General features: G+C 49.1%; 17 protein-coding genes. 2 read left to right on the forward strand and 15 right to left on the reverse strand.

Going from position 1 to position 21,893, the window contains the following annotated elements; translation table 11 throughout:
- Positions 1–159: 159 nt before the first annotated feature.
- From QNO02_RS24075 to QNO02_RS24085, 3 genes are all read right to left on the reverse strand, one after another.
- The gene (locus QNO02_RS24075) at positions 160–783 is read right to left on the reverse strand and encodes an XTP/dITP diphosphatase (RefSeq protein WP_017692573.1); all 624 of its coding nucleotides are present in this window, start codon (positions 781–783) and stop codon (positions 160–162) included.
- 1 nt (position 784) lies between these two features.
- Entirely contained in the window at positions 785–1,540 is a 756-nt protein-coding gene (rph, locus tag QNO02_RS24080; protein ID WP_017692572.1) for a ribonuclease PH, read from the reverse strand.
- A 118-nt stretch (positions 1,541–1,658) separates the two neighbouring features.
- Complete coding sequence (locus QNO02_RS24085) at positions 1,659–2,714, reverse strand: GerMN domain-containing protein (protein WP_289390252.1); 1,056 nt, start codon at positions 2,712–2,714, stop codon at positions 1,659–1,661.
- A 188-nt stretch (positions 2,715–2,902) separates the two neighbouring features.
- Between QNO02_RS24085 and QNO02_RS24090 the strand changes: the two genes are divergently transcribed.
- Positions 2,903–3,469, forward strand: coding sequence for a phosphatidylglycerophosphatase A family protein (locus QNO02_RS24090; protein WP_091037633.1), 567 nt, complete (start codon positions 2,903–2,905; stop codon positions 3,467–3,469).
- Between the two features lie 161 nt (positions 3,470–3,630).
- Here the strand turns inward: QNO02_RS24090 and QNO02_RS24095 are convergent, their stop codons facing one another.
- The 5 genes from QNO02_RS24095 to QNO02_RS24115 all read right to left on the reverse strand — a co-directional run bounded on the left by QNO02_RS24095 (position 3,631) and on the right by QNO02_RS24115 (position 7,628).
- Positions 3,631–4,284 (reverse strand): ferric reductase-like transmembrane domain-containing protein, encoded by a 654-nt coding sequence (locus QNO02_RS24095; protein WP_176873009.1) that lies wholly within the window; start codon positions 4,282–4,284, stop codon positions 3,631–3,633.
- A gap of 31 nt (positions 4,285–4,315) precedes the next feature.
- On the reverse strand, positions 4,316–5,359 hold the full coding sequence (locus QNO02_RS24100; protein ID WP_289390253.1) for an FAD:protein FMN transferase: 1,044 nt from the start codon (positions 5,357–5,359) through the stop codon (positions 4,316–4,318).
- Positions 5,356–5,676, reverse strand: coding sequence for a hypothetical protein (locus QNO02_RS24105; protein ID WP_289390254.1), 321 nt, complete (start codon positions 5,674–5,676; stop codon positions 5,356–5,358). Before QNO02_RS24105 ends, QNO02_RS24100 begins: the two co-directional genes overlap by 4 nt.
- 197 nt (positions 5,677–5,873) lie before the next feature.
- Positions 5,874–6,857: an MBL fold metallo-hydrolase gene (locus QNO02_RS24110; protein WP_091037643.1), complete on the reverse strand. Its 984-nt coding sequence runs from the start codon at positions 6,855–6,857 to the stop codon at positions 5,874–5,876.
- Positions 6,858–6,884: 27 nt separating this feature from the next.
- Positions 6,885–7,628, reverse strand: coding sequence for a class I SAM-dependent methyltransferase (locus QNO02_RS24115; RefSeq protein WP_289390255.1), 744 nt, complete (start codon positions 7,626–7,628; stop codon positions 6,885–6,887).
- Between the two features lie 401 nt (positions 7,629–8,029).
- Between QNO02_RS24115 and QNO02_RS24120 the strand changes: the two genes are divergently transcribed.
- The gene (locus QNO02_RS24120; protein ID WP_289390256.1) at positions 8,030–8,905 is read left to right on the forward strand and encodes a DUF72 domain-containing protein; all 876 of its coding nucleotides are present in this window, start codon (positions 8,030–8,032) and stop codon (positions 8,903–8,905) included.
- 191 nt (positions 8,906–9,096) lie between these two features.
- On the opposite strand, the gene QNO02_RS24125 is transcribed toward QNO02_RS24120, so the two are convergent.
- From QNO02_RS24125 to QNO02_RS24155, 7 genes are all read right to left on the reverse strand, one after another.
- On the reverse strand, positions 9,097–11,274 hold the full coding sequence (locus tag QNO02_RS24125; RefSeq protein ID WP_289390257.1) for a glycoside hydrolase family 88/105 protein: 2,178 nt from the start codon (positions 11,272–11,274) through the stop codon (positions 9,097–9,099).
- A 57-nt stretch (positions 11,275–11,331) separates the two neighbouring features.
- Positions 11,332–12,153 carry a polysaccharide deacetylase family protein gene (locus QNO02_RS24130; RefSeq protein ID WP_091037653.1) on the reverse strand — a complete coding sequence of 274 codons (822 nt, stop codon included), beginning with the start codon at positions 12,151–12,153 and terminating at the stop codon, positions 11,332–11,334.
- 17 nt (positions 12,154–12,170) lie between these two features.
- Complete coding sequence (locus tag QNO02_RS24135; protein WP_289390258.1) at positions 12,171–15,524, reverse strand: glycosyl hydrolase; 3,354 nt, start codon at positions 15,522–15,524, stop codon at positions 12,171–12,173.
- A gap of 239 nt (positions 15,525–15,763) precedes the next feature.
- Positions 15,764–17,269 (reverse strand): extracellular solute-binding protein, encoded by a 1,506-nt coding sequence (locus QNO02_RS24140; protein ID WP_289390259.1) that lies wholly within the window; start codon positions 17,267–17,269, stop codon positions 15,764–15,766.
- Between the two features lie 18 nt (positions 17,270–17,287).
- Positions 17,288–18,175 (reverse strand): carbohydrate ABC transporter permease, encoded by an 888-nt coding sequence (locus QNO02_RS24145; RefSeq protein ID WP_017692544.1) that lies wholly within the window; start codon positions 18,173–18,175, stop codon positions 17,288–17,290.
- Between the two features lie 12 nt (positions 18,176–18,187).
- On the reverse strand, positions 18,188–19,117 hold the full coding sequence (locus QNO02_RS24150) for an ABC transporter permease (protein WP_026081491.1): 930 nt from the start codon (positions 19,115–19,117) through the stop codon (positions 18,188–18,190).
- A 333-nt stretch (positions 19,118–19,450) separates the two neighbouring features.
- On the reverse strand, positions 19,451–21,856 hold the full coding sequence (locus tag QNO02_RS24155; RefSeq protein ID WP_289390260.1) for an AraC family transcriptional regulator: 2,406 nt from the start codon (positions 21,854–21,856) through the stop codon (positions 19,451–19,453).
- Between the last annotated feature and the right edge of the window lie 37 nt (positions 21,857–21,893).

The following is a 21,893-nucleotide window of genomic DNA, read 5'->3' on the forward strand; positions in this document are numbered from 1 at the left end:
AACAGTCACAGAAATAACCCTTAGCATTAGGTATATGGATGGACCTTACCAACCACGCCCACCCCCTCCATCCCCCATTACATCAAAAAAGCGTTAATGGCGGGTGAACCATTCCATTGGAATGCTTCTGTCCTTCCATTAACGCTTTAATGTTATTTCTTATCCTTCAAGTCTGGATACAAGTGCTCTCAGCGCATGACCACGGTGGCTAATCGCCTGTTTTTGCTCAAGCGTCAGCTCTGCCATCGTCATCTCGTATTCAGGTACATAAAAGAGTGGGTCATATCCAAAACCGCCAGCACCTGCAGCTTGGGCCGTGATCCAACCTTCCGCAGTGCCTTCCGATTCATACTTATCACCTGTTGTCGGATCGTACAGTACCAATGCACAGACAAAACGAGCCGGACTTAGTAGCGGCTGCTCGGTGTCCTCACCGGATTTCAACGATTCCAGCGTCTCCAGCAACTTCGCATTATTCTGTGCATCCGTTGCTCCTTCGCCTGCATATCTCGCTGAATATACTCCCGGCTCCCCGTCCAACAGATCTACGCAAAGTCCTGAATCGTCTGCCAGAACAGGCAATCCAAGCGCATCACCAACCGCCTTGGCTTTCTTCCAGGCATTCTCCGCAAACGTTACGCCATCTTCCACCACATCCGGCAGCTCCGGGTAGTCAAACATGCTCTTAACCTCTTTGCCAAGCGGTGCGAAAGCATGAGCGAATTCACGGACTTTACCCGCATTGCGGGTTGCAACAATGAGGATTGGGCTGTCCAAACTCATCTTAAGCTTCCCCTAATCCACGCGCGCCGATCTTAAGCGCAATCGGTCCAAGCACTTCTTTTTGACGCTCGATCATTTCCAAAATCCCCTGCTCGCCCAGTTCCAACATCGCGTTCAACTCACGGCGATCAAATGGAGCTTCCTCACCTGTTCCCTGAAGCTCGACGTATTTACCGCCACCTGTCATCACCAGGTTCATATCCACCTTGGCTTTGGAATCTTCATCATAGTTCAGATCCAGTACAGGCTGTTCACCCACAACACCCACACTTACTGCGGCAATGAAATCCGTAATCGGGAACACTTGCAGTTTGTGCTGTTGGGAGATCTTGTTCACGGCAAGCGCCAGCGCTACAAACGCACCGGTAATGGACGTTGTGCGTGTGCCTCCGTCAGCTTGAATGACATCACAGTCCAAGGTAATGGTACGCTCACCAAGAGCCTGCAGATTAACTACCGAGCGAAGTGCCCGACCAATCAGACGCTGGATTTCCATGGTGCGTCCAGTTAATTTGCCGCGATTGGCTTCACGTTGGTTCCGGGTATGTGTTGCACGTGGCAGCATGGAATATTCAGCTGTTACCCAGCCTTTACCCTGCCCTTTCATAAAGGGAGGTACACGTTCCTCTACTGTAGCTGTACAGATCACCTTTGTATCTCCAACTTCAATCAGTACAGAGCCCTCGGCGTATTTATTCGTGTTCACTGTTAAATTCAGCGGGCGCAGCTGTTCGCTGGTTCGTCCGTTTGATCTCATATTTTCTGCCTCCTACGACTTAAGCATCCTGTAATGTTGAACTTATTCACACTTTTACTAATCCCTTATATTTTACCAAAGAGTTCGGTTAAAAGCATCCTTAAGCATTCTCCGTGAATTAAATCGGAATTTCGTTGATATATTCAGGCTTGGAAACCGGCGCACTGTAATCCCTGTTGTCGTCACCCATGACCGTTTTTTGGCCGTTCCACTCGATCTGTACTTTGGCATCCTTGCTGGCTGTGTTCTCCGCAGTGGTTAATACGACAGACTGTAACAGCTCGCTTGGCACGATATCCCCTTCGGCAAACATATCATCTTTCAAGGCAACCGTGACCGTGCCATCCTCTGCCGTTTTGACCGATTGCAGCTCCGTTCCGCCTGTCATGACCTCTTCCAGTTCTCCACCTTTGTCAGGTCCTTTGATCAGTTCATTCAATGCTGCCTGCACCCGATCTTCACCAGGTGTAACCAGACGTGTCACCGGAACATAATATTGGATGCCTGCTGGTGAAGCAGCGGAGAAATAAACCGTGACCGGACTACTGTTGGTCACAAACGTATCACCCAGATCCAGATTGATTCCCACAGCCCGATTCAGCGGTTCAGGCAGCGGCGTGCTGTTCACCGGCATTTGTGTTAACTTTTTGCCATCCACCCAGATCTGCACATTCTCTACATCAGGCGTTCCCGTCAATGTCCACGTGACAGCTTCTAGCATTTTCCGTTCTTCCTTCGCATCATACTTGGCAAAATTACCCGAGAACTCAACAACCGCCAGCTTGTCATCCGCGTGAATCGTTACATTCTGCACAACCGTTCCCTGCGGGAGAACGCCCTGGAATCCTTCAGGCAGCATACCCGCATAGGCTCCACCTGTGACAAGTGTATCCAGTGCTGTCTTTGGACTGCTGGCGTCTGTTCCAGAAGGAAGTGTCAGGGATACCGGAGCGAGCAGCCCCTGCTGGTCTTGCAGATATACCGTCGTTAATGGGAGCGTTACGAGTGCACCATTTCCTTCGGCTGCCTGAATCATGGCTGCTTCCTGAATGGGCGGTGGTGGATCAACAGCTTCGGAAGACTGTGCTCCAAACATGCCGCAGCCTGACAATACCATAGGAATGCTCAGCAGCGCTGCTGCCGATACCGTACGCAAAGATTGGATCTTTCTCATGATCACGTTCCCCCTCATCATTTTTACAGTTTGTACTACCATGTATACGAGCCTTTGTCCAAAAAATAACTAAAAGATAATCGCTTTGCTGAAAACTTATATATTATCTTAAAGAAACGTAAAACAGGTTAATAACGTATTAGGAAGCAAGAGTAGGGACATTGCTAACTTCAGAGGAGGAATCGCCCATGGAACATCCTGAGCAAGAAAAAATCCCTTACAGCCTGAATAGCCGCAAAGTGGCGGAGGCAACAAGGGAATGGCTGCATAAGCGGGGCGTCACGATCCCTGAGATCGCAGAGCTGGTCATGTTATTGCAGAAAAAATATTATCCAGGTCTTACGATGGAAGAATGTATCGAAAATGTGGAGATGGTTCTCCGTAAACGTGAGGTACAGAACGCCGTTCTGACCGGGATTCAGCTTGATATTCTGGCAGAACAGGGGCAGCTCATATCTCCTTTGCAGGAGATGATTGAGAACGATGAAGGACTGTATGGCGTGGATGAGATTTTGGCATTCTCCATCGTCAATGTATATGGCAGTATTGGATTTACGAATTATGGTTATGTGGACAAGCTGAAACCAGGGGTGCTTGAACGACTGAATGACAAGAGCCTGGGCCCTGTTCACACGTTCTTCGATGATATTGTCGGTGCGATTGCATCGGCAGCGAGCAGTCGGATCGCCCATCGCAAACAATCCGAGCTTGAAGAAGCACTGGGAGAAAAACCTGTCAGTGATGACGCTGTATAATGCGTAACTCGTTTCATATCTGAAGCCATGTGGAACATTGGACATGTGTGTGGATGCTTCGTGAAATAACTGTTTGAGGAAATAACTATTCATGAAAAAAGCGGCCTGATGGCCGCTTCTTTTGCATGTGTAACGATACATATTGGATAATCCACATGTTATTATTTCAGATGTTTAGGTCGTACCGTTCTCACCAAACCAATACCTTCAACCCAATTCTGCTCGGAATGTGAACCAGATGTTGCCCGTTTCGGTCCAATCGTGATTTCCGGGCCTTTGCGTTCTCGCAACATGCCACGCAACACCGTGATACCGAGAATGCTGAGTCCGGTAAATACATACATCATCCGCATGATGATATTGCCAGAATCCGTTCCGGTAACCATGCCGTGAACCAGCAGACCAATGAACACCGGATAGGACAACAGGTGGAACATGAACCACCATTTACGGCCCAGCTTGTTCCGCAGATCACTGGATAACAGGACAATCACTAATCCGTAGAAGGCTAACGTTCCCAGACCACTGCCGATCGGATGCACGGAAGCTGTAAAAGGAATCAGAAGTTCTCCCCAGGTAAACGGGCTATAGTGATCAATATATAACGTTAATGCGTGCACGAGTCCAAGTCCGAAGGCGAGCCAGGTCGTTCGAATATGCCATTTGAACATGGTTGCTTTTGGTTTGCCTTTGGCCATAGGCATCCCTTGCGCAATGCCCAGAAACACACCTGTAAAGAGCAGCACATAAGCAGCAATTCCACTAATTCGAATGATATTCCACGTTGGCAGGTAATCTACAATCCATTGTGCCATAACCGGCTCCCCCATATCTGTTAGACTTGTCCTAGATCAGACTGAAGCGATGATCCGGATCAAAACCGGGCCAGTGCTCAGCAAGCGTATCCGTATTCCCTCTAAAATAAGTAATCCCATCCCGTGTCATCCACAGGACGTCATGCCGATCGTAATGTCGGTTTAACCAGCCCACCGCTTCAGCACTTCCCAAAATGCAGACCGTCTTGGCAATGATCTCGCATTGCGAAGCATGCTGTCCCAGAACGGTACACTGTAACACATCCGTATCCGCCGGTTCCATCGTCCGAGGGTCAATAAGATGGTGCGCAAGACTTCCATCCGTATTCTGCCATTGTCTGCGGGAAATACCCGAAGTGGCAACAGCTCCTCGCTGTAAACGGATCACTCCCGACACAGCACCCTGATTCTGCAAAGGATCTGCTACTTGCAAGGTCCACTGGGAATGGTCTGGTGAACCCCATACTTGAATATCTCCACCCGCGTTAATCAAACCTGCCGGAATATGCAACGTTCGCTGTAACCAGTCTGCGATACGCTCCACTGCCCAGCCCTTAACAATGCCTCCCAGGTCCAACTCAGCTCCGGGGTCCAAATGAACCATCCTGCTACCTTCCCGCTGAATCCAGCTCGGACGACTGTGGTCATATCGATCTTCTTTCATCCCTGAACATTCAGGCGTTTTAGTTCGCAATATGCGTTCAAGCAACGGACGTTGCGGTTGTCGTTGTTGCACTTTCTCGAAACTTATATCATATCCCGAAGCCTGAAGAGCCTGCGAGATACCTGGTTGAAAAATCCCTTCAGTCAGTCCAATATATCCATAGGCCAGACTCAAAACTTCATCCATCGCAGCGGAGATGGGCATCCATCCGGTCGAACCATTCAGACGATTTAGTTCACTGTCTGCCACAAATCGGCTGAAGCGCTGCTCCTGCGTCTCAAACCAATTCTTCACCAAGGTTGCTGCATGTTCAGCTTCTTCCCGCCCAGCGGACAGTTGCACTTCAACATCCGTGTTCATCGCACGGAATTGAAATCGGAGCGGACGAGCAACTTGCTCCGTGCGGCTCATGATGAACCTGTGCTCTGATCTGGCAGAGCTGCTTTTGTGCTATCAGATGTTCCATTATATTGACTATCATTAATGTCATTGTCCTGCGTGTTCCAGTTGTTGCTGTCCGTTGTACTGTTGATCCATTCATCCATCACATCATCATGCGTATCCACTTGGCTTGAAGCAGTAACACTTGTATCTGTGCCATTTGCTGCTGCATAGGCCACATCAAAGGCATCCGAAGTTCTTACATATTGAAAGAGTGCAGCCACAGTCAACGTTGCTGCCGCTGAAGCTTGCCATTTTCTCCATTGATTCCGTTTTCTTCTGGTCATCGCTCTTCCCTACTTTCTTTAGGGTATGTCTCAAGACACGCCCTAGCGAAGTTCATAGATGTATCATAGGCGCGCTGGCTTAAAAATAGATGAATGAACCGTTAAGAGAGGCTAAAAAGGCCCAGAACAGGTGAATTTCCTGTCCAGAGCCTTTATATAGATCGTATTATCTTTTCATATCCATATCATCATTTCGTTTAGATTTGAAAATAGAACGTGCCATCCGGTTGCTGCTCTTGCTTCACTACTTCGCGTCGAAGTAACTCCTGCAAATGGGCCAACGTCTCACTCATGGCAAACCGCAGTTGATGGGTACCCAGCCGATTGCCAAACATGTGCACACAGATGTCATAAGCATTCGCCGGTGACTCCTGAATTCGCTCCGTCATCTTCTGAAGACGTTCCTCGTGATGAGCCAGCAATTGTACTGTCCGTTCGTTGAACTGGGCAAAAGGATTCCGATGTCCGGGATACGCCTGCTTGACGTTCAGCTCACCAAGACGTTGCAATCCTTCCATATAAGACAATAATGGCTGAGGGTCACTGCCGGGTTGCAGACTGATGTTCGGTGAAATCTGTGGCAAAACTGCATCTCCGCACAGAATCTCCATGGACTCCGGCGCATAAAAGGATAAATGGCCTGGGGCATGTCCACCCGTCTCCACAGCAATCCAACGTCTCCCGCCCATATCGAGCCACTCGCCATCTTCAACGGGTGTGACATTCGGAAGTGGCGTGATCTGCGAAGTAAATGCCTTCATATGTTCATGTATCTGCTCAGTCTTGTCTTCCGGCATACCATGACGACCATAATAATCAGGTAATATTGTATTGATACGTGAATCAGGTCCCCACATATAGTCGGCCTCTTGGCGGGAGCGTGTGGACATTCGAACGGGTGCCCCCGTCATCTGTTGCATCCAACCCGACAACCCAAGATGATCGGGGTGATGGTGGGTGAGTACAATTTGACGAATATCACTAAAGGTCAGGCCAAGATCTGCCAGCGCTTCACTCCACTCCTGTTCTGTTTCCGAATTACGCGGTCCCGGATCTATAATGGTTATCTTCCCACCCGATTCTGATAACACATAACTGTTCACCCATCGCAAGGGAAACGACATGCTGATCTTGACCCGGTGTATGCCCTCTGTCATGGACATCTCTTCTGTGCGCTTCATGTTATCCCCCTTCCAGACTGTCTCTGTTCACTCCACAGGACGACGACCCACAAAAATCATGCGTGGAGAAGTCTGCTCGTCATATTTCTCTTCGTCATAACCGCCATGTACCTGATCTACCCGGAGTCCGGCGGCACTTAACATCTGACTCAGTTGATCCCGTGTGTACAACTTCACACGCTCCTGATATACCCGCGGTTCATGTCCGGATGTGGTATCCGTAATGCGAATTTCCTTTTGCACAAACCCTTCCTCAATCTTGCGATACTCCTCAATCCGCTGCCCCTCATCCTCTCGGACGGAGTGCGGTACCAGATGACGAGTCACATAAGCCGTATTCATAAAATCAATTATAAAGCTGCCACCTGGGCGAAGCATCCGATGAATGGCACGTAATACTTTCAGTTGTTCTCCGTCCTCTAGGAAATAACCAAACGATGTGAACAGATTGACTACGGCATCAAAGCCGCCTTTCAGCGGGAGTTCACGCATGTCTGCGTGACACCAAGATACTCGGTGTTCAGTGTCTATTAGGCGTGCTTCACGTAAAAGCACATCGGACAGATCAACTCCGGTCACTCGTAAACCTGCGTCAGCAAGTGCCATGGAGTGCCGTCCCATACCGCAGCATAGATCCAGTACTTCAGCATTGGGCTCAAGCTTCAACCAATTGATCATTTTATGTACTTCCTGATAGGCACCCTGCACATCCCGGTGCTTGTATACGAGAAGATAATCTTCTCCAAAACTCTTTTCATACCATTCCGTCATCCATTCTCGCCCTCCACTTGGTCACTGGCTCTCTATCTATAGTCACTGTTGTACAAGCCTGATCATTTCCCCTAGCTTTAATGTATTGTAACGTCTTTATTCTGCAAACTCAAAAAATTCCAGTAAGTTTCCAACATTGAAGAGCCAAAATGCACACGATATAATGTTAGACATATGCCTGCAAATCGGTTAATTACAAGAGGTTGTTCAAAAAGTCCGCTTTTGATTACGAAGGATGCCTATCGGCATCATCAGCATCGAATATGGAATTCAGCCGAAATGTCCGTTGCTCACGTAGTTTTCCCTACGCTCCGCTACTCCATTTCTAGCTTCATCCCATCTTCTCGGTACTGAAAACCGGTCTTTTTGAACACTTACTATAAGCAACAGGAGGTGTTCTTATGATTCGCATCGGACTTACCGGATGGGGGGATCAGGAAGATCTCTATCCAAACCGTACCAAAGCCAAAGACAAGCTCAGTCTATACGGACAATACTTCTCCACCGTGGAGGTGGATAGTTCCTTCTACGCGGTTCAGCCGCGGGATCGAATGGCACGATGGGCTGCAGAGACGCCCGAATCCTTTGCTTTTATCATCAAAGCCTATCAGGGAATGACCGGACATCTACGGGGCAAGCCCTACTTCACCAGCACGTCAGAGATGTATAAGGCTTTTCGAGAATCACTAGAGCCCGTCATTGAAGCTGGCAAGATGCAGGCAGCCTTGTTTCAATATCCACCTTGGTTTGAGTGCAATAAAGACAACGTGAAAGAGCTTCGTGAAGTGAAACTGAGAATGGAGGGTATTCCGTGTGCCCTCGAATTCCGTCATCGTAGCTGGTATGAAGGTGACATGCGAGAGCGCACACTTGCGTTCCTGAAAGAACAAGGCTGGGTTCACAGCGTCTGTGACGAACCTCAGGCGGGTCCAGGTTCCATTCCCATCGTTCCACAGGCGACGGATTCGGAGATGACACTGGTTCGCATGCACGGACGCAACGTGTCCGGCTGGCATCAGAATGGTGCGCCCAATTGGCGCGAGACCCGTTACCTGTACCGTTACAACAAGGAAGAATTGTTGGAATGGAAAGGATATCTGGAGCAATTGCAGGAGCAGAGCAAGGATGTCTATGTTATTTTTAATAACAACTCCGGAGGCGATGCAGCGGCGAATGCCCAGATGATGATGGACCTGCTGGACCTGCCAGTGAAGCCTTTTCCTGACCGTACTGAACCGGAGAAGGAAGAAGGACCGGAGCAACTAGAGCTATTTTAATGCGTGCTAAAAACGGAGTTATTCATATTATTGGGTGAAGGTAAGTGTATTTATATATTGCTATTATGCAGATCAGATTCGGGATTGGAATAAAACTAAAAGCGGCAAGCCTGAGGGCATTGCCGCTTTCTTTAGCTGGTAATCTACCAATAGAAGGCTATCCACATACATTCGTTTCGTTGCGTCAAACATCAGCGCTGCGCGGCTGTAACCGAAGAATCGATATGCGCCTCACGGAGCTGCTGATTCATTTTATGCGCTTCAATGCCAGCCAAGAGCACAATGCCGATCCCATGGGTATCATTCAGATTCCATCCCAGATCATCGCGATAATACAAGGCGGTAAACGAGTACCCCGAACCCCGACATACCCCGTATACATTACCTCTATAGTCAATTGACAAACGTGTCATGCCTTCCCATCCTTTGCGCACTGCCTCCAGATAAGGCTCTGGCTGTTCCAGCCAGCCCTCCCGAATACCACGGGCATAAGCGTAGATAAACATGGATGTGCAGGAGGTTTCCTCATACGAATCCGGGCGGTTCAGCACCTGATGCCATAGTCCATTTCCCCCTTGCAGCGCCAGATAACCTTGACTTAAATCACGGTAGAAACGTAGCAGTTCCGGTCGTTTAACATGATCATGTGGCAGGATGGATAACAATTCGGTTAATGAGAAAAGCACCCAGCCGTTCCCTCGTCCCCATGGAATACCAGTCGCCCGACCACGTACAAAATCATACACATGGGACATGATCTGTTGTTCGGGAAGATAGAGGTATTTACGGAACATCAGGAACTGATTGACCGCATCATCCCAATACGTCGCATCTCCTGTCAATTGACCATAACGCATCAGAAATGGTGTGCTCATGTACAAGTCATCACACCACATCGTCTCCTGACGCATCTCTCCACTGCCGCGAACCCGATAAAAGGTACCATCCTCCAGACGTTCCTGCTCATTCGTAATGTAGCCCGCAATTCGATCCGCGGTATCTCTTCCCCCACAAATATCGCCCAACTCCATCGCAGCAAGCAACGTAGATCCAAACGAACCGCAATCATCCAGACTGTCTATCGCAGACAGTTGATTATTGATTCCTGCCGCACCGTACCCTTCCCGATCCCACAGACCGTAGCGATCAAATGAAGTGCTCAGTTCAATATGTTGCCGCACATACTGAATGTAATCATCCCGTCCCAATTCCTGTCCCGTCTGGAGAAGTCCAAGCAGGGTAACGCCGAGCGGATAATTCCACTTTCCGTAATGTGTATTTTCCAGGTAAGGACGAACATGAGTGTCGGGAAGATCTACCCGCCAATACACACCTTGTGCGCCATCATCAAATACAGTGTCTGTTCGCACGATGTCGGCGTGGGATGGTTCAGCACCAGGAGCAAACACGCCTGTGTACAGCCAGGGGTCAGAACACCCCGCAACCGGATGAGGTGATTTCAGTCTCCACCCTCTGGAACCCGAACGCTCGGCATCTTCCAACGTGAATCCCCATGAGCCACCAGCTTCCTGGATTACACTTTTCACGACCAAATCCGAGGAACCGTAACGCCGTGGGAGTTCAACATAGAAGTTAGCACTACTTCCAGCAGAGTATACTTCCGTGCCATCCACATACAGGGTCAAAGCACCATCATGACGGCCTTTTAAAATAACTGGTGTTGTTCCTGGCAAGGTTACATCCATTCTGGACCACGCATAGGCAACAGCCGGTTGTTCCGTACCAAAGATTCGAGCAAATGAACCTGCGCTCTGCTCCTCGTCTGTCCAGTCCCTGCGCGGATACCAGGCAAGACCTGTTTCTTCTTCCGTCATACCGTCACGAGGAAGAGATAATACAGGTTCATCAATGGGTTCCGAATATAACCAGCCTTCCTGACCCTGACGATCTGCCCCAGGAGTGAGGAAGTGGAGCGGGAAATTTTTGAATGAGGCTGTTCCGTAGATACCGCCGAATCCCACTTCTGTTTTGACAAAACACAGCAACACATCATTCCAGCCATAGTTCACGGAAATTGGAATCTGGGTTCTTCGCTCGGGAAATAACTCCTGCAACAACTCGGACTTGAACACCTCTTCACCGTTCACGTAAATCGTCACCGGACTATAACAGTTCAAACCCGTATTTAACGTTGCATTCTGCTCGCTCCATAACTTGCCCCATACATACACGTACTGCCCTGCACGAGCCTCTACGCATTTCTCATTCAAATTCAGGTCGTAGCGATAGTCCCCTAGCCTGCGAAAACCTCCCTGATGATAGGCTCTGAACAAAAATGAATGTTTTGGATGATCGCCAATATAACGCTGAGCCACCGTTGTTAATATATCCGGAATTGAATCGTACACCTTGCCTGCAATCGCCTCGTTCTCATGAAAATAACGAATGACCGTCAGCTCCCTTCCTTATACCTTGATTCGTTCGCTTAGCCGCAATGTCTCTCCGCCCTGCACTTCAACAACCTGCTGGTCAGCCGTGAACCAAACCGGGATGGCAGACGGATTATGGATGATGGAGCGATCGGCCGAACACTCCAATCGTTGCACCGCTTTCCAATAGGCAATCACTTCGATGTTCGTGGCATACCAAATATCGTCCCTGCCGCCAATCTGCTCACCAAACTGTTCGATGATCTCCCAGTTGTCGTTGTCGTTGAACTCATAACTGTGACCCCAGACATAGAGTAATAGTGGCGTACCTGTTTTGGAATGTTGGATAAAACGTTCGGCATGCCCCGCCAGATCATGGTTATGATGACAGGTCGGATGCCATTCAAGCGGCCGGTCTGGCAACGTGTATCTGCCATGAGATTCAACGGTACGGGCATAATCGATGCCAAGCCACTCCAGCTTGGTACTTAACGCACGGTCGTACCCTCCGTTGGGATAAGCCATGCCTCGTACCGGATAACCGACGAGCTGCTCCAATGCTTTTCGGTCTTCGATAATCTCTTCCGTCAACAATTCATTCGGAACATAAGGCAACGTAGGGTGAGTAACCGTGTGAACGGCTACTTCATGCCCCTCATATAATTCAGCGACTTCCTCCGGATCAATACGGCCTGGATTGCCTAGCGTACCGGAGTTCAGATTAAATGTTCCCCGCAGTCCATACCGATTACAGATTTCCACCAGTCTGCGATCATGCACCACTCCATCGTCATAACTGAGCGTTAACGCTTTCATCACACCACCTGGATAACGGTCAAACTGAATACGATGTCCCATGCCCTACTTCCACTCCTTTATCCGAATTCTGCAAAAGGTACATGACCGGCATCCTGTAATCGATGATGTTCCGAATCAAAATACGTACCTTCCAGCAGGCCAATCAATGTGTTGGTAATCCGAACTTCAATGTCGTTATCTCCCGGACGCAACCAGGAGACCTCTCCCTTCCAGCGATACGGAGACCAGCATCGTACACCCAGGCTATGCCCGTTTACCCGCACTTCCACCACATCCTGTACCCGCCAATCGCTGAATTCCAGTTCAAACGTGATCATATCTTCCCCTGGCTCATCCAACCAGAACGTGCGTTTATAACTCATTTCCCCGGAAAAATGGGGATACAGTGGCTGCGGTTCGGGTCCGATACGAAGGGCCGTATCCGACTCCCGTACAAGCGAAGCCATGCCTTCATGATGGAACTCCACGCCGAATCTTCCCTGTAGATACAAGGGATCAACGATACCATCCTCATCTTTCGTTACCTGCACACTCACCGTCATTTCGTTGAGACCGCTGTGCAGCAGCTCCGTAATATCACAAGCGATGTTATTGTGGTCGGTTATTTCGATTGGATCGAACTGTTCTTTTCCAAGTGGTTGCCCATTAATTTCCATGGACCAAGTGCCCGAGATCGCCGTTCTGTCCATGAATAAAAGGCATGCAGGCAATGCCGTTCTCAGCTCAAATGTGGTCGTATAACGGCACTCGATCGGGTAAGCAACGGATGCCTTTTTCGGTGTGCCAAATACCTGATTAAACTGGATTGGCAGATGCTGCTGTTCCGATAATTCTGCCGCCTGATCAATAAACGGTTTCACAGCTACATGCTGGCTTTCCAGAATTACACCGTGATCATTGGAGGCGAGAAGATGGAATTGTCCCATTCGCAGGATGTTAGACTGCACCGTTTCCATTCGCCATGGCCCTTCTGAAGGAACTCTGATCTTACGGGCCTGATTCGCTCCTGCCGATACATCCGTTACAAACGCCGAACCCGTTTTGTCTGCTACATCCACCTTCATTGTTAATGCCTCTTCCTTCGCAGGTTGTAAAGTAAGGCGTAGAGCATGCGCTTCGTAAGGCGCGAGCGTTAGCGCAATGCACCATTCCCCGCCACTGCTCGTATACGGCAATGCCTGAAGCTGCCCTGTCTCCAGATCGAGTTGTTCTGCCACCAGACAAGCGTTCTCTGCCAGCTCCTCTCCATCCCACAGCTGTCTGGCGACCACCTTCAATTGCCCCTTCAGATTCTGCCCCTCCTGATTGGTCAAGAAAACCATGTGCTCCCCAGCCGACAATTGACGGGTGTGCATCAGCAGAGATGCACTTTCCTCCTCCATTATCCAACAGATGGGTTCGGGCAATACCTGATCGAGCAGGAGAGAGATTAGCTCCAGCGAAAAGTCATCTCCCTGCCCCGTTCCTGCGGGTAGAAAAAAGGCATTCCCCTCACCCTGATGCCACATGGTTTCACGGTTATCATGATCTGTTGTCACGTTACGGCCCCAGTACACTTCTTGAGGCTGCTCGCCCGCACCAAAGAACTGGGCAGCTTCCTCTCCCTCCGGACTTCCCGGCTGAATCGCAATATGCGGAGGCATCCCAACAGAAATAACAGTTCCTCCCTGCTGAACGAATCTCTTCACCTGTTCCCAGGCCGCGGCCTCCAGATTCAGCATCGGTGGGAGAATTAATACGTCATAACGGGCAACGCCGATCCGAATGGTGCCATCCGTTAAGTCAGCTTCAGCCAACAATTCGGGGTCAAGGTGATCATAATCTCGTCTGTTTTCGAGTAAATGGGTAGTAATCCGCATCCAGTCCTTCGTCAGACGCTCCAGTTGCGCCCGTTCTAATTCGTCTTCGCCGCTATACTCAAATCCATGCAGCGGATTACCCATCAGACTCCAGAATGTCGTCGTTGGGTCAAGTACGGCGATACGAATGTCTGCTGTTCCGGTGCTCATGAGATAACTCAACCGTCCGGTGTAATCCCCCAACTGCCGGAAATGCTTCCAGTAGGGATTCTGCAAAAATTGAGACGGTGGTGCGTCATGCTTCGCAAGCCCACCAATCGTATAGAAAAAGGCGTGAAAGTTATAAAAATTGGTGCCCATGGCAGCCATGCGATCAATCATCCACTTGGCATCCTGTAGCGTCATCGACCAGCCCACACTGTGAAAACATTCAATCAGATTGCGACTTCGGCCCAATTGTCGGGCAAGCGAACTGACCATCTTGGGATTGTCACGCATCTTTTGGCCATATCGTTCCAGAATCCACGATAAGGACCGTCCGATTTTCTCATGTGCCGAATCACCGCCTGGCATATGGCTGAACAACTGGGTGGTCATCCGTACGCCAGGTACCTCAGCGGCGTACTGGATTCCTGCTTCCTCACACCAGTCATGCACCTGTTTGTGATAGGACTCCCTGAGAAGCAGGTGGAGTGACTGGTAATAGTCATACCGAATTCGATGCGCGTCCGGAACATCACCATATAACAGGGCCGGTAGCGAATCGATCAGACTATATCCACAACGCTCACTGAAATAACGGGGGAGCTGTGGTGACCAGGGGATACGACCCAGCGGTGCGATCTCATCCGAGAACATGCCTTTGATCACGCTTTCAAATTGATCTCCAACCGCTGACTTATAACGCTCATGCGTCAGTTCAATAAAACGACTCATCGCTTCCTTGTGGCAAGGATCAACAAAGTTGCCGTAATATTTGAAATCATCGATCACTTTTTCCTGAAATATAATCAACTCCCAATCACCTGCCGGAACTTCCCACAACAAGCGGAACGCTGTTCGGTAGGTGAAGAACCGCTTGCGGTTATACGATGTGAGTCCGGTCTCCTGAAAGACCTGATCGGTCTGGATATTGCCGATTTTGCTGCGCAGATCGATGGACCCATGCCACAGACGCTTGCCCTGTTCATCCTTGGGAATCGCCTTGGCAACCAAGACTCGTCCCCACGGCAACTCCAGATCCACAGCTTCTCCGCCCTGAACCACCAGATGATGATGCACGAGCTGTCGCTGCTTCGCTTCAGGGAAATCAAGGGTCACTTCTCCGCCAGCCATCCCGCTTGGATATGGATATTCGTCATATAACCATACCTGCATGCCATGGTCGGCAGCTGCCTGCACTGCAACCCGCACCTTATCAAACCATGCTTCAGAGAGATAGGGAATCTGTAGTCCCTGACGCGGACAGATGAAGAATCCGCCTACACCTTGCGTGGCCATCTCAGCCACCTGCCGCTTAATCTGCTCTTCTTCCATATCCCCATTCCAGAACCAAAAGGGATGGACCCTGTACTGCGCCTCGGGATTTTCAAAAGCATCCCCGTTCCACATGTTGCCTTCCTCCCTGCATGTTCAAGAGTGTATGGTAACCAGCTTTACCAATACCGTTCATTTCAGTTCAAATAGGTTTTTTTTGCTTTGATTATACATCAAAAACCATATTCAGGAAGTCATAATTTCCAGAAAGTTGGATGAAATTTTGTTCACGGATCAAGCCAACAAAGCGATAAGAAAAGCCCGGCTGTTTCCGCTACACTGAAAGCACGGCTACCGGGCTCTGGCTTATACGACTACTTCAGTGCAGCGTACAGTTCATTAACTTCTTTCACATAATCATCTCCGCCGTTGTTCTTCCACAGGGCAACAGCATCTTCGAATCCTTTCTCATCAATCTGACCTACGATATATTTGATCCGCGCATCGTTAATGATATTATCCAGCTGCGGTCCTTTCTGGGCGTAAACATCAGAGATCAGCGGTTCGCCAGGATTGGCGATGACAATCTCTTCGTTGGCTTTCTGCACCTGTGCAACCTTTTCACGGACAGGTGTCTGTTGTACACGAAGCGTTCTGTCTTCCGGCACAAACATCAAAATCTGGTTTAAACCCTGTAGGTCGCGGAGCGCAAGCTTGTCAGTGCTCGGTATGATGTAGTCTTCTTTTTTCTCATACTGCTTGCCTTCTAGTCCGTTGTACAACAATGCCTGTAATTCCGGTTCGTTCAACTGATCCAGGAAGCCCAACACCTTCTTCAGGTCCTCTTCCGTTTTGACACTGCTTTTGGAAATGGCAATCAGGCCGGAGTAGCCGGACGTTGGCATATCACGTAATCCCTTTGGACCTTCCATCGCTTGCAGCACGTCCACACGTCCTGTCGCATTTGGATCTTTATCGAGTATTTTCTGATCCATGCGCTGGGCATTATCTGCTACATCCACCATGACACCGGCTTGCCCATTCACAAATGGATCAGGCAGTTTCGTTGCATCCATCACGGCAAAGTCCTTGTTGACCAGACCCTCACTATAAATTTGCCGGAAAAATTTCAGGGCTTCCATGTATTCTGGTGTCTCATGCGCCGGGATCAGACCTCCACTGCCATCATCTCCCCATTTGTTGGGCGCACCAAACCATACCTGCATGTTATCCCACGGGCCCGTGAATTTGCTGGCAACCAGACCGTACGTATCATCTTTGCCGTTACCGTCCGGATCATCCTTCGTGAACGCTTTCAACACATTGTAAAATTCATCAATCGTCTTCGGCTCTTCCAGCCTCAGATTCTCCAGCCAATCTTTGCGGATTGTAACCCCATTACGTCCCAGGGCCCGTGCCCGGTAGATCCCATAGGTTTTGCCATCGATTGACGCATTGTTGGTGATGATTTCATTCATTTGACTCAGATTCGGATAGTCTTTCAGATAAGGACCCAGCTCCCAGAAAGCCCCGGTTCGGGCCGCATTAATGAAACTTGGGGACTTCCCTAACACCACCATAATCTGAGGAAGCTTTCCCGAGGCCAATGTGATGTTGAATTTGTCTTCGTACGAGCTGCTTGGCACCCACTGCAGGTTCACATCCACCTTGGTCAATTCCTCAAGTTTCTGGATGACCGGGCTGTTCTCCGGCGGATTCTCCGCTTCGAAGTTCGGAAGCATAATGGTAATTTCGTCGGTGCCACCCGCAGCGGTTCCTGAACCTGCTTTGTCCGTGGAGCATGCTCCCAGAATTGTACTTAGTACCAGTGACGCAGAGAGTAACAGTGCACCTTTTTTGAATCCCGTTTTTTGTCCCATACGTTCTCCCCCTTGGCTTTAACCTTTAATTGAACCTAACATGACACCTTTGGCAAAATGTTTCTGCAAAAACGGATACACCAGCAAAATCGGAATGGTACCTACAACGATCACTGCCATTTTGATCGACTGCTCTGGTGGCTGTACAAAATTGGGGTCCATGTTTGCCATATCTCCGACACTGGCTTGCGAGAGTAACACGATCTGTCTCAGCATGACTTGCAGAGGCCATTTGTCACTATCGGAAATGTACAGGAGTGCCGAGAAAAAGTTGTTCCAGTGGCCTACGGCGTAGAACAAAGCAAACGTGGCAATGACCGGTTTCGATAAAGGCAGAACAATTCGCCACAGCACGCCGAGATCCGAACAGCCGTCGATGCGGGCCGCTTCCTCCAGCCCGGGCGGCATTTGCTGAAAAAAGTTTTTGACAACGATTAAGTTAAAAGCGCTGATCGCGCCAGGAAGCATAAGAGCCCAGTAAGAATCGAGCAGTCCCAGTCCTCGAATAACGAGATACGTTGGAATCATGCCACCGCCGAATAACATCGAGAAGATCACCATGTTCATCATGACGTTACGGCCCCAGAAGTCACTTCTGGATAGTGGATAAGCCATTGTTAGAGTGAAAAACAGATTGACCAGTGTGCCTGCCACCGTGATGAAAATGGAAACACCAATGCTGCGAAAGATCGTGGACGAGGAGAAAATATACTCATACGCGCTGAAGGAAAACACCTTCGGAATGAGAAAAAAACTGCGTTCGGTGATCTCGGCTTCCGTTGCGAAAGAATTCCCTATAATATACAGGAACGGAAGGACGGTTAATATGCCCAGAATCCCCAGCATGACGTAATTGAAGATATCAAATACCTTGCCGGCAGGGCTGTTGTATAGACGGCTGTTCATGGGCGCTCCTCCTTAATAAATTCCGGGATGGCCGAATTTTTTCGCAAGTTTATTACTGCCAAGCACCAGGATAATCCCCACCACAGACTTGAATAGTCCAACAGCGGTACTGTAACTGAATGCACCTTGCGTAATCCCCACCGTGTACACATACGTATCAAATACATCTGCCACATCCCGGTTGAGGGAGTTGGTCATCAGATAGATCTGCTCAAATCCGGTATCGAGGAAGTTCCCCAGTCTGAGAATGAGCAAAATGACTATGGTCGTACGAATGGCTGGAAGTGTGATATGCCACATCCGCCGTAATCGTCCGGCGCCATCCACAATGGAGGCTTCATATTGTTCCGTATCGACACCTGCGAGGGCAGCAAGGAAAATGATTGTGCCCCAACCCATCTCCTTCCACATCATCTGAACAATAATGAGCGGGCGGAACGAACCCGGGCTGGAAAGTACATCAATGGGCTTGCCTGTAATCCAGGCGATCAGGTCGTATAACACCCCGCCCTGTGGGGTCAGGAACACGTACGTGATACTGGCGATAATCACCATGGATACAAAATGGGGTACATAAACCAGCGTTTGAATCGTTCTTTTGAAGAAAGCGACCCGAATTTCATTTAATAACAAGGCGATAATGATCGGTGCCGGGAAAAAGAAGATAAGATCATACAGGGCAAGGACCAATGTATTGCGTAATAGTCGGAAGAAGTCCGGGTTGGAGAAAAAGTTCGTAAAGTTCTCTAACCCCACCCAGTTACTCTCCCGGATGCCCAGGAAAGGCTGGTAGTCCTGAAAGGCAATGATGATCCCCCACATGGGCAAGTATTTAAAGATGACAAAGTACAAAAAGCCGGGAAGCACAAGCACATATAACCATTTGTTTCGTTTAATCTGCCTTTTCCAATTGGACTCCTGTTTTAATGGTCTTGTTGCCATATCCGCTTGAGCAGTTGCAGTGCCGTTGGTATTCCAGTCCGTCTTCCCGTTCATCATGTCTCCCCTTTCTCAACGATGTAAGCGTTATCAAATAACCTGATACTCAGACTATACAGCCGATCTTTTTCCGGCAACCTTCATTTTTTGCATTGCTCCGGCTCATTGGCCGAAAAGCCCGCTATAACGCCATTTCCACAAGAAACTGAACATAACGTAGCAGGTAGAATTGCACATTTTTGCGGGTTTATCCTTCTTTGTATCACGGTAAAAAAAAGAAAAAACCGACATCCGTTAAAGCTGAATGTCGGTCTGAAATGACAAAGATATAAAAGGTTATTGTCCAAACCATTGATCGCGATACTGACTCGGGGTAACTCCCTCCTGTTTCTTGAAGATCCGATTAAAATAACTGTGCTGATATCCCACAGCCGCCGCAACATCATTGATTTTCATCGTTGTCTCACGTAACAATTGCTTCGCCGTATCCATTCTCACACGTGTCAGATAATCAATAAAGTTGATGCCCGATACCTGTTTGAAAGCCTTACTCAGTGCATAGGGTGTCATCTGCTCCTCGTCAGCACAGTTTTCCAGCGAAATGTCGCTGCGGTAATGTGTATCGATATACAACATCGTTCGTTCCACCACCAGTTTCAGCGGTTCCTGCGATCGTACCTCAACCTCTTGTATATACGGTATGAATACCTCATTCATCATCCACTGCCTCATCTGTACAGGTTCACGAATACCGGATAGTTGCTCATACATATTGTAACCACCAAACAGCTTATAAGGTGTGACACCCGTTTGCAACATCATGTGCTGAATACTGCCGAGCAATTGAAGCATCATCTGTTGCACCTGAAATTCGGTACTGCCCGTCCGCGTAATCTCACTCATGAATTGTTCCAGCACACGTTCTGCTTCGGCTTGTTTGCCCAGCCTGACCGCCTGTAACAACTCCCGTTCCAGCCCAAGTGGATAGGAAGCTGCTTCATTTCTACGGAAACACGCCTCATCCTCCAGATCGAGAATCTGACTTCCTTCCTCCACACTGCGATAAGCCACGGCCTGTTCCATCTCAACGAATCGTCCGGGCAGTTCCTGAAGTGAAGCTGCTGGGCGACTGATCATCAAAGTCACCTTCAGTTTGAGTGTTCTTCCAATGACCTCCACAAGCTCCTGCCCCCATAACATCGCTTGTGATTTCACAGGTTCGTCCTGGGGAGCAATCACAAGCATGGCGGAAGACAGATCATGAAAATTCATGACACTGATCTGTCTAAAATAATTCTTTGCCACTTCCTGAGTGATATTCACGGCTGCAAAGGTGACTAATCCCGTGTCCTGGCTCCCAAATCTGCCTTGCAGCTGCTCATACCCCGTAAAATACATCTGCACCAGCAAATACTGCTGGCCCTCCAGCTCAAATCCAAGATGACGCATGCGCTGCTGGAGATCCTGCTCGTTATAGGCATATAGATGCCCCTGTACAAGTTGTAGGACAAAGCTGTCGCGCAGATGGGGAAGCTGCTCCTGCAACTGGCGATGTGCCGTAACACTGCGGGAGGTCAGTTCGTTCCACTGTTGCTCCAGCAGCTCAAACTCATCCAGCTTGGCATCCGTTGGTGTGGTTTCGTTTCTGCCAGGCGTAAGCAGATGGAGCATCCGCGCTACAGGTGAATATATGCGGCGTGAAGCAAACCAGGATAACAATAATCCCAGGATGAGACTGCCTATACTCGCAATGACGATGATTTTGGACACCAGTTTAACTGGCGAAGTGACTGAGGTCAAAGGTGCTGCGGAGACGTAAGTCCAGTCTGAATCGATCCGACTCAATGAACCGTATGAGACAGAATAGGTCTGATCCTCATATCGGAACAGGAATGAGCGGCTGCCCGCATGCAGGGCTACTTCTTCTTTTAGCTGCTGCTCAAAAGCAGAAGTCTCTCCCGCCGTTCCCGGATTTCCGGTAACCAGTGTGTTACCTTCCTGATCCATGAGGAACGTCAAACCTTCGTCATAAGGAGTAAGCGTTTTCAATAAACTGGCAACTTTCTCGTTATCCAGCGTGATGATCAGTGCACCAAACGGATTAATGCTCTCGCCTGGTATCTTATGTACTAGAACAAGTGCATTGCCTGCATCCGTATGCAGTGGACTATCGTTAGTCGAAGGTTCGGTATCTCTGTTGATGCTGGAAACCCAGTCTGTCCAGTACACGTGGTTACCCATGGAAAGGTATCGATCATAGGCTTGTACTTTGGCTTCATCGTTCAACTCGGTATAATCCCGATTAAACAAGATTGGCTTTGGTTCCTGCAAATACAGCTGTGCTGACTTGATCAGTGGATGGGAACCTTGTAATACGTATAAGGTAGTCACAATCTCCTGCGTTTCATTAAAATAATACACAAAATCCAGTGTTCGCAAAGCATTGCCAAACCTCGGTTCAAAAGCCCAATGGGATAAGTTCATCTCCAGATAAGCCAGCTGGTCATCCACATTGCGTGCCCGGTTCTCAATCTGGTTCTGGTGCATCTGATTGAACTCGGTTTCCATCCGGCCAACAACCTGTTGATACATGACGATACCTGTGATTAGTCCGGGAATGCTGGCAATGAGTAAAATAAGCATCAGGCTGTTTCGATAAAATCGTCCTTTATGCCTTCCAGCCTTCAGATCGGATAATCGCTTGAATCTGCCAAATATTCGATCGCTCCTAGTCGGTTCCATCGCTGCTCACCTGCCTGCTTGCATCGGGTCTGACTGT

Source organism: Paenibacillus sp. PK1-4R, assembly GCF_030369595.1.
Taxonomy (GTDB): Bacteria; Bacillota; Bacilli; order Paenibacillales; family Paenibacillaceae; genus Paenibacillus.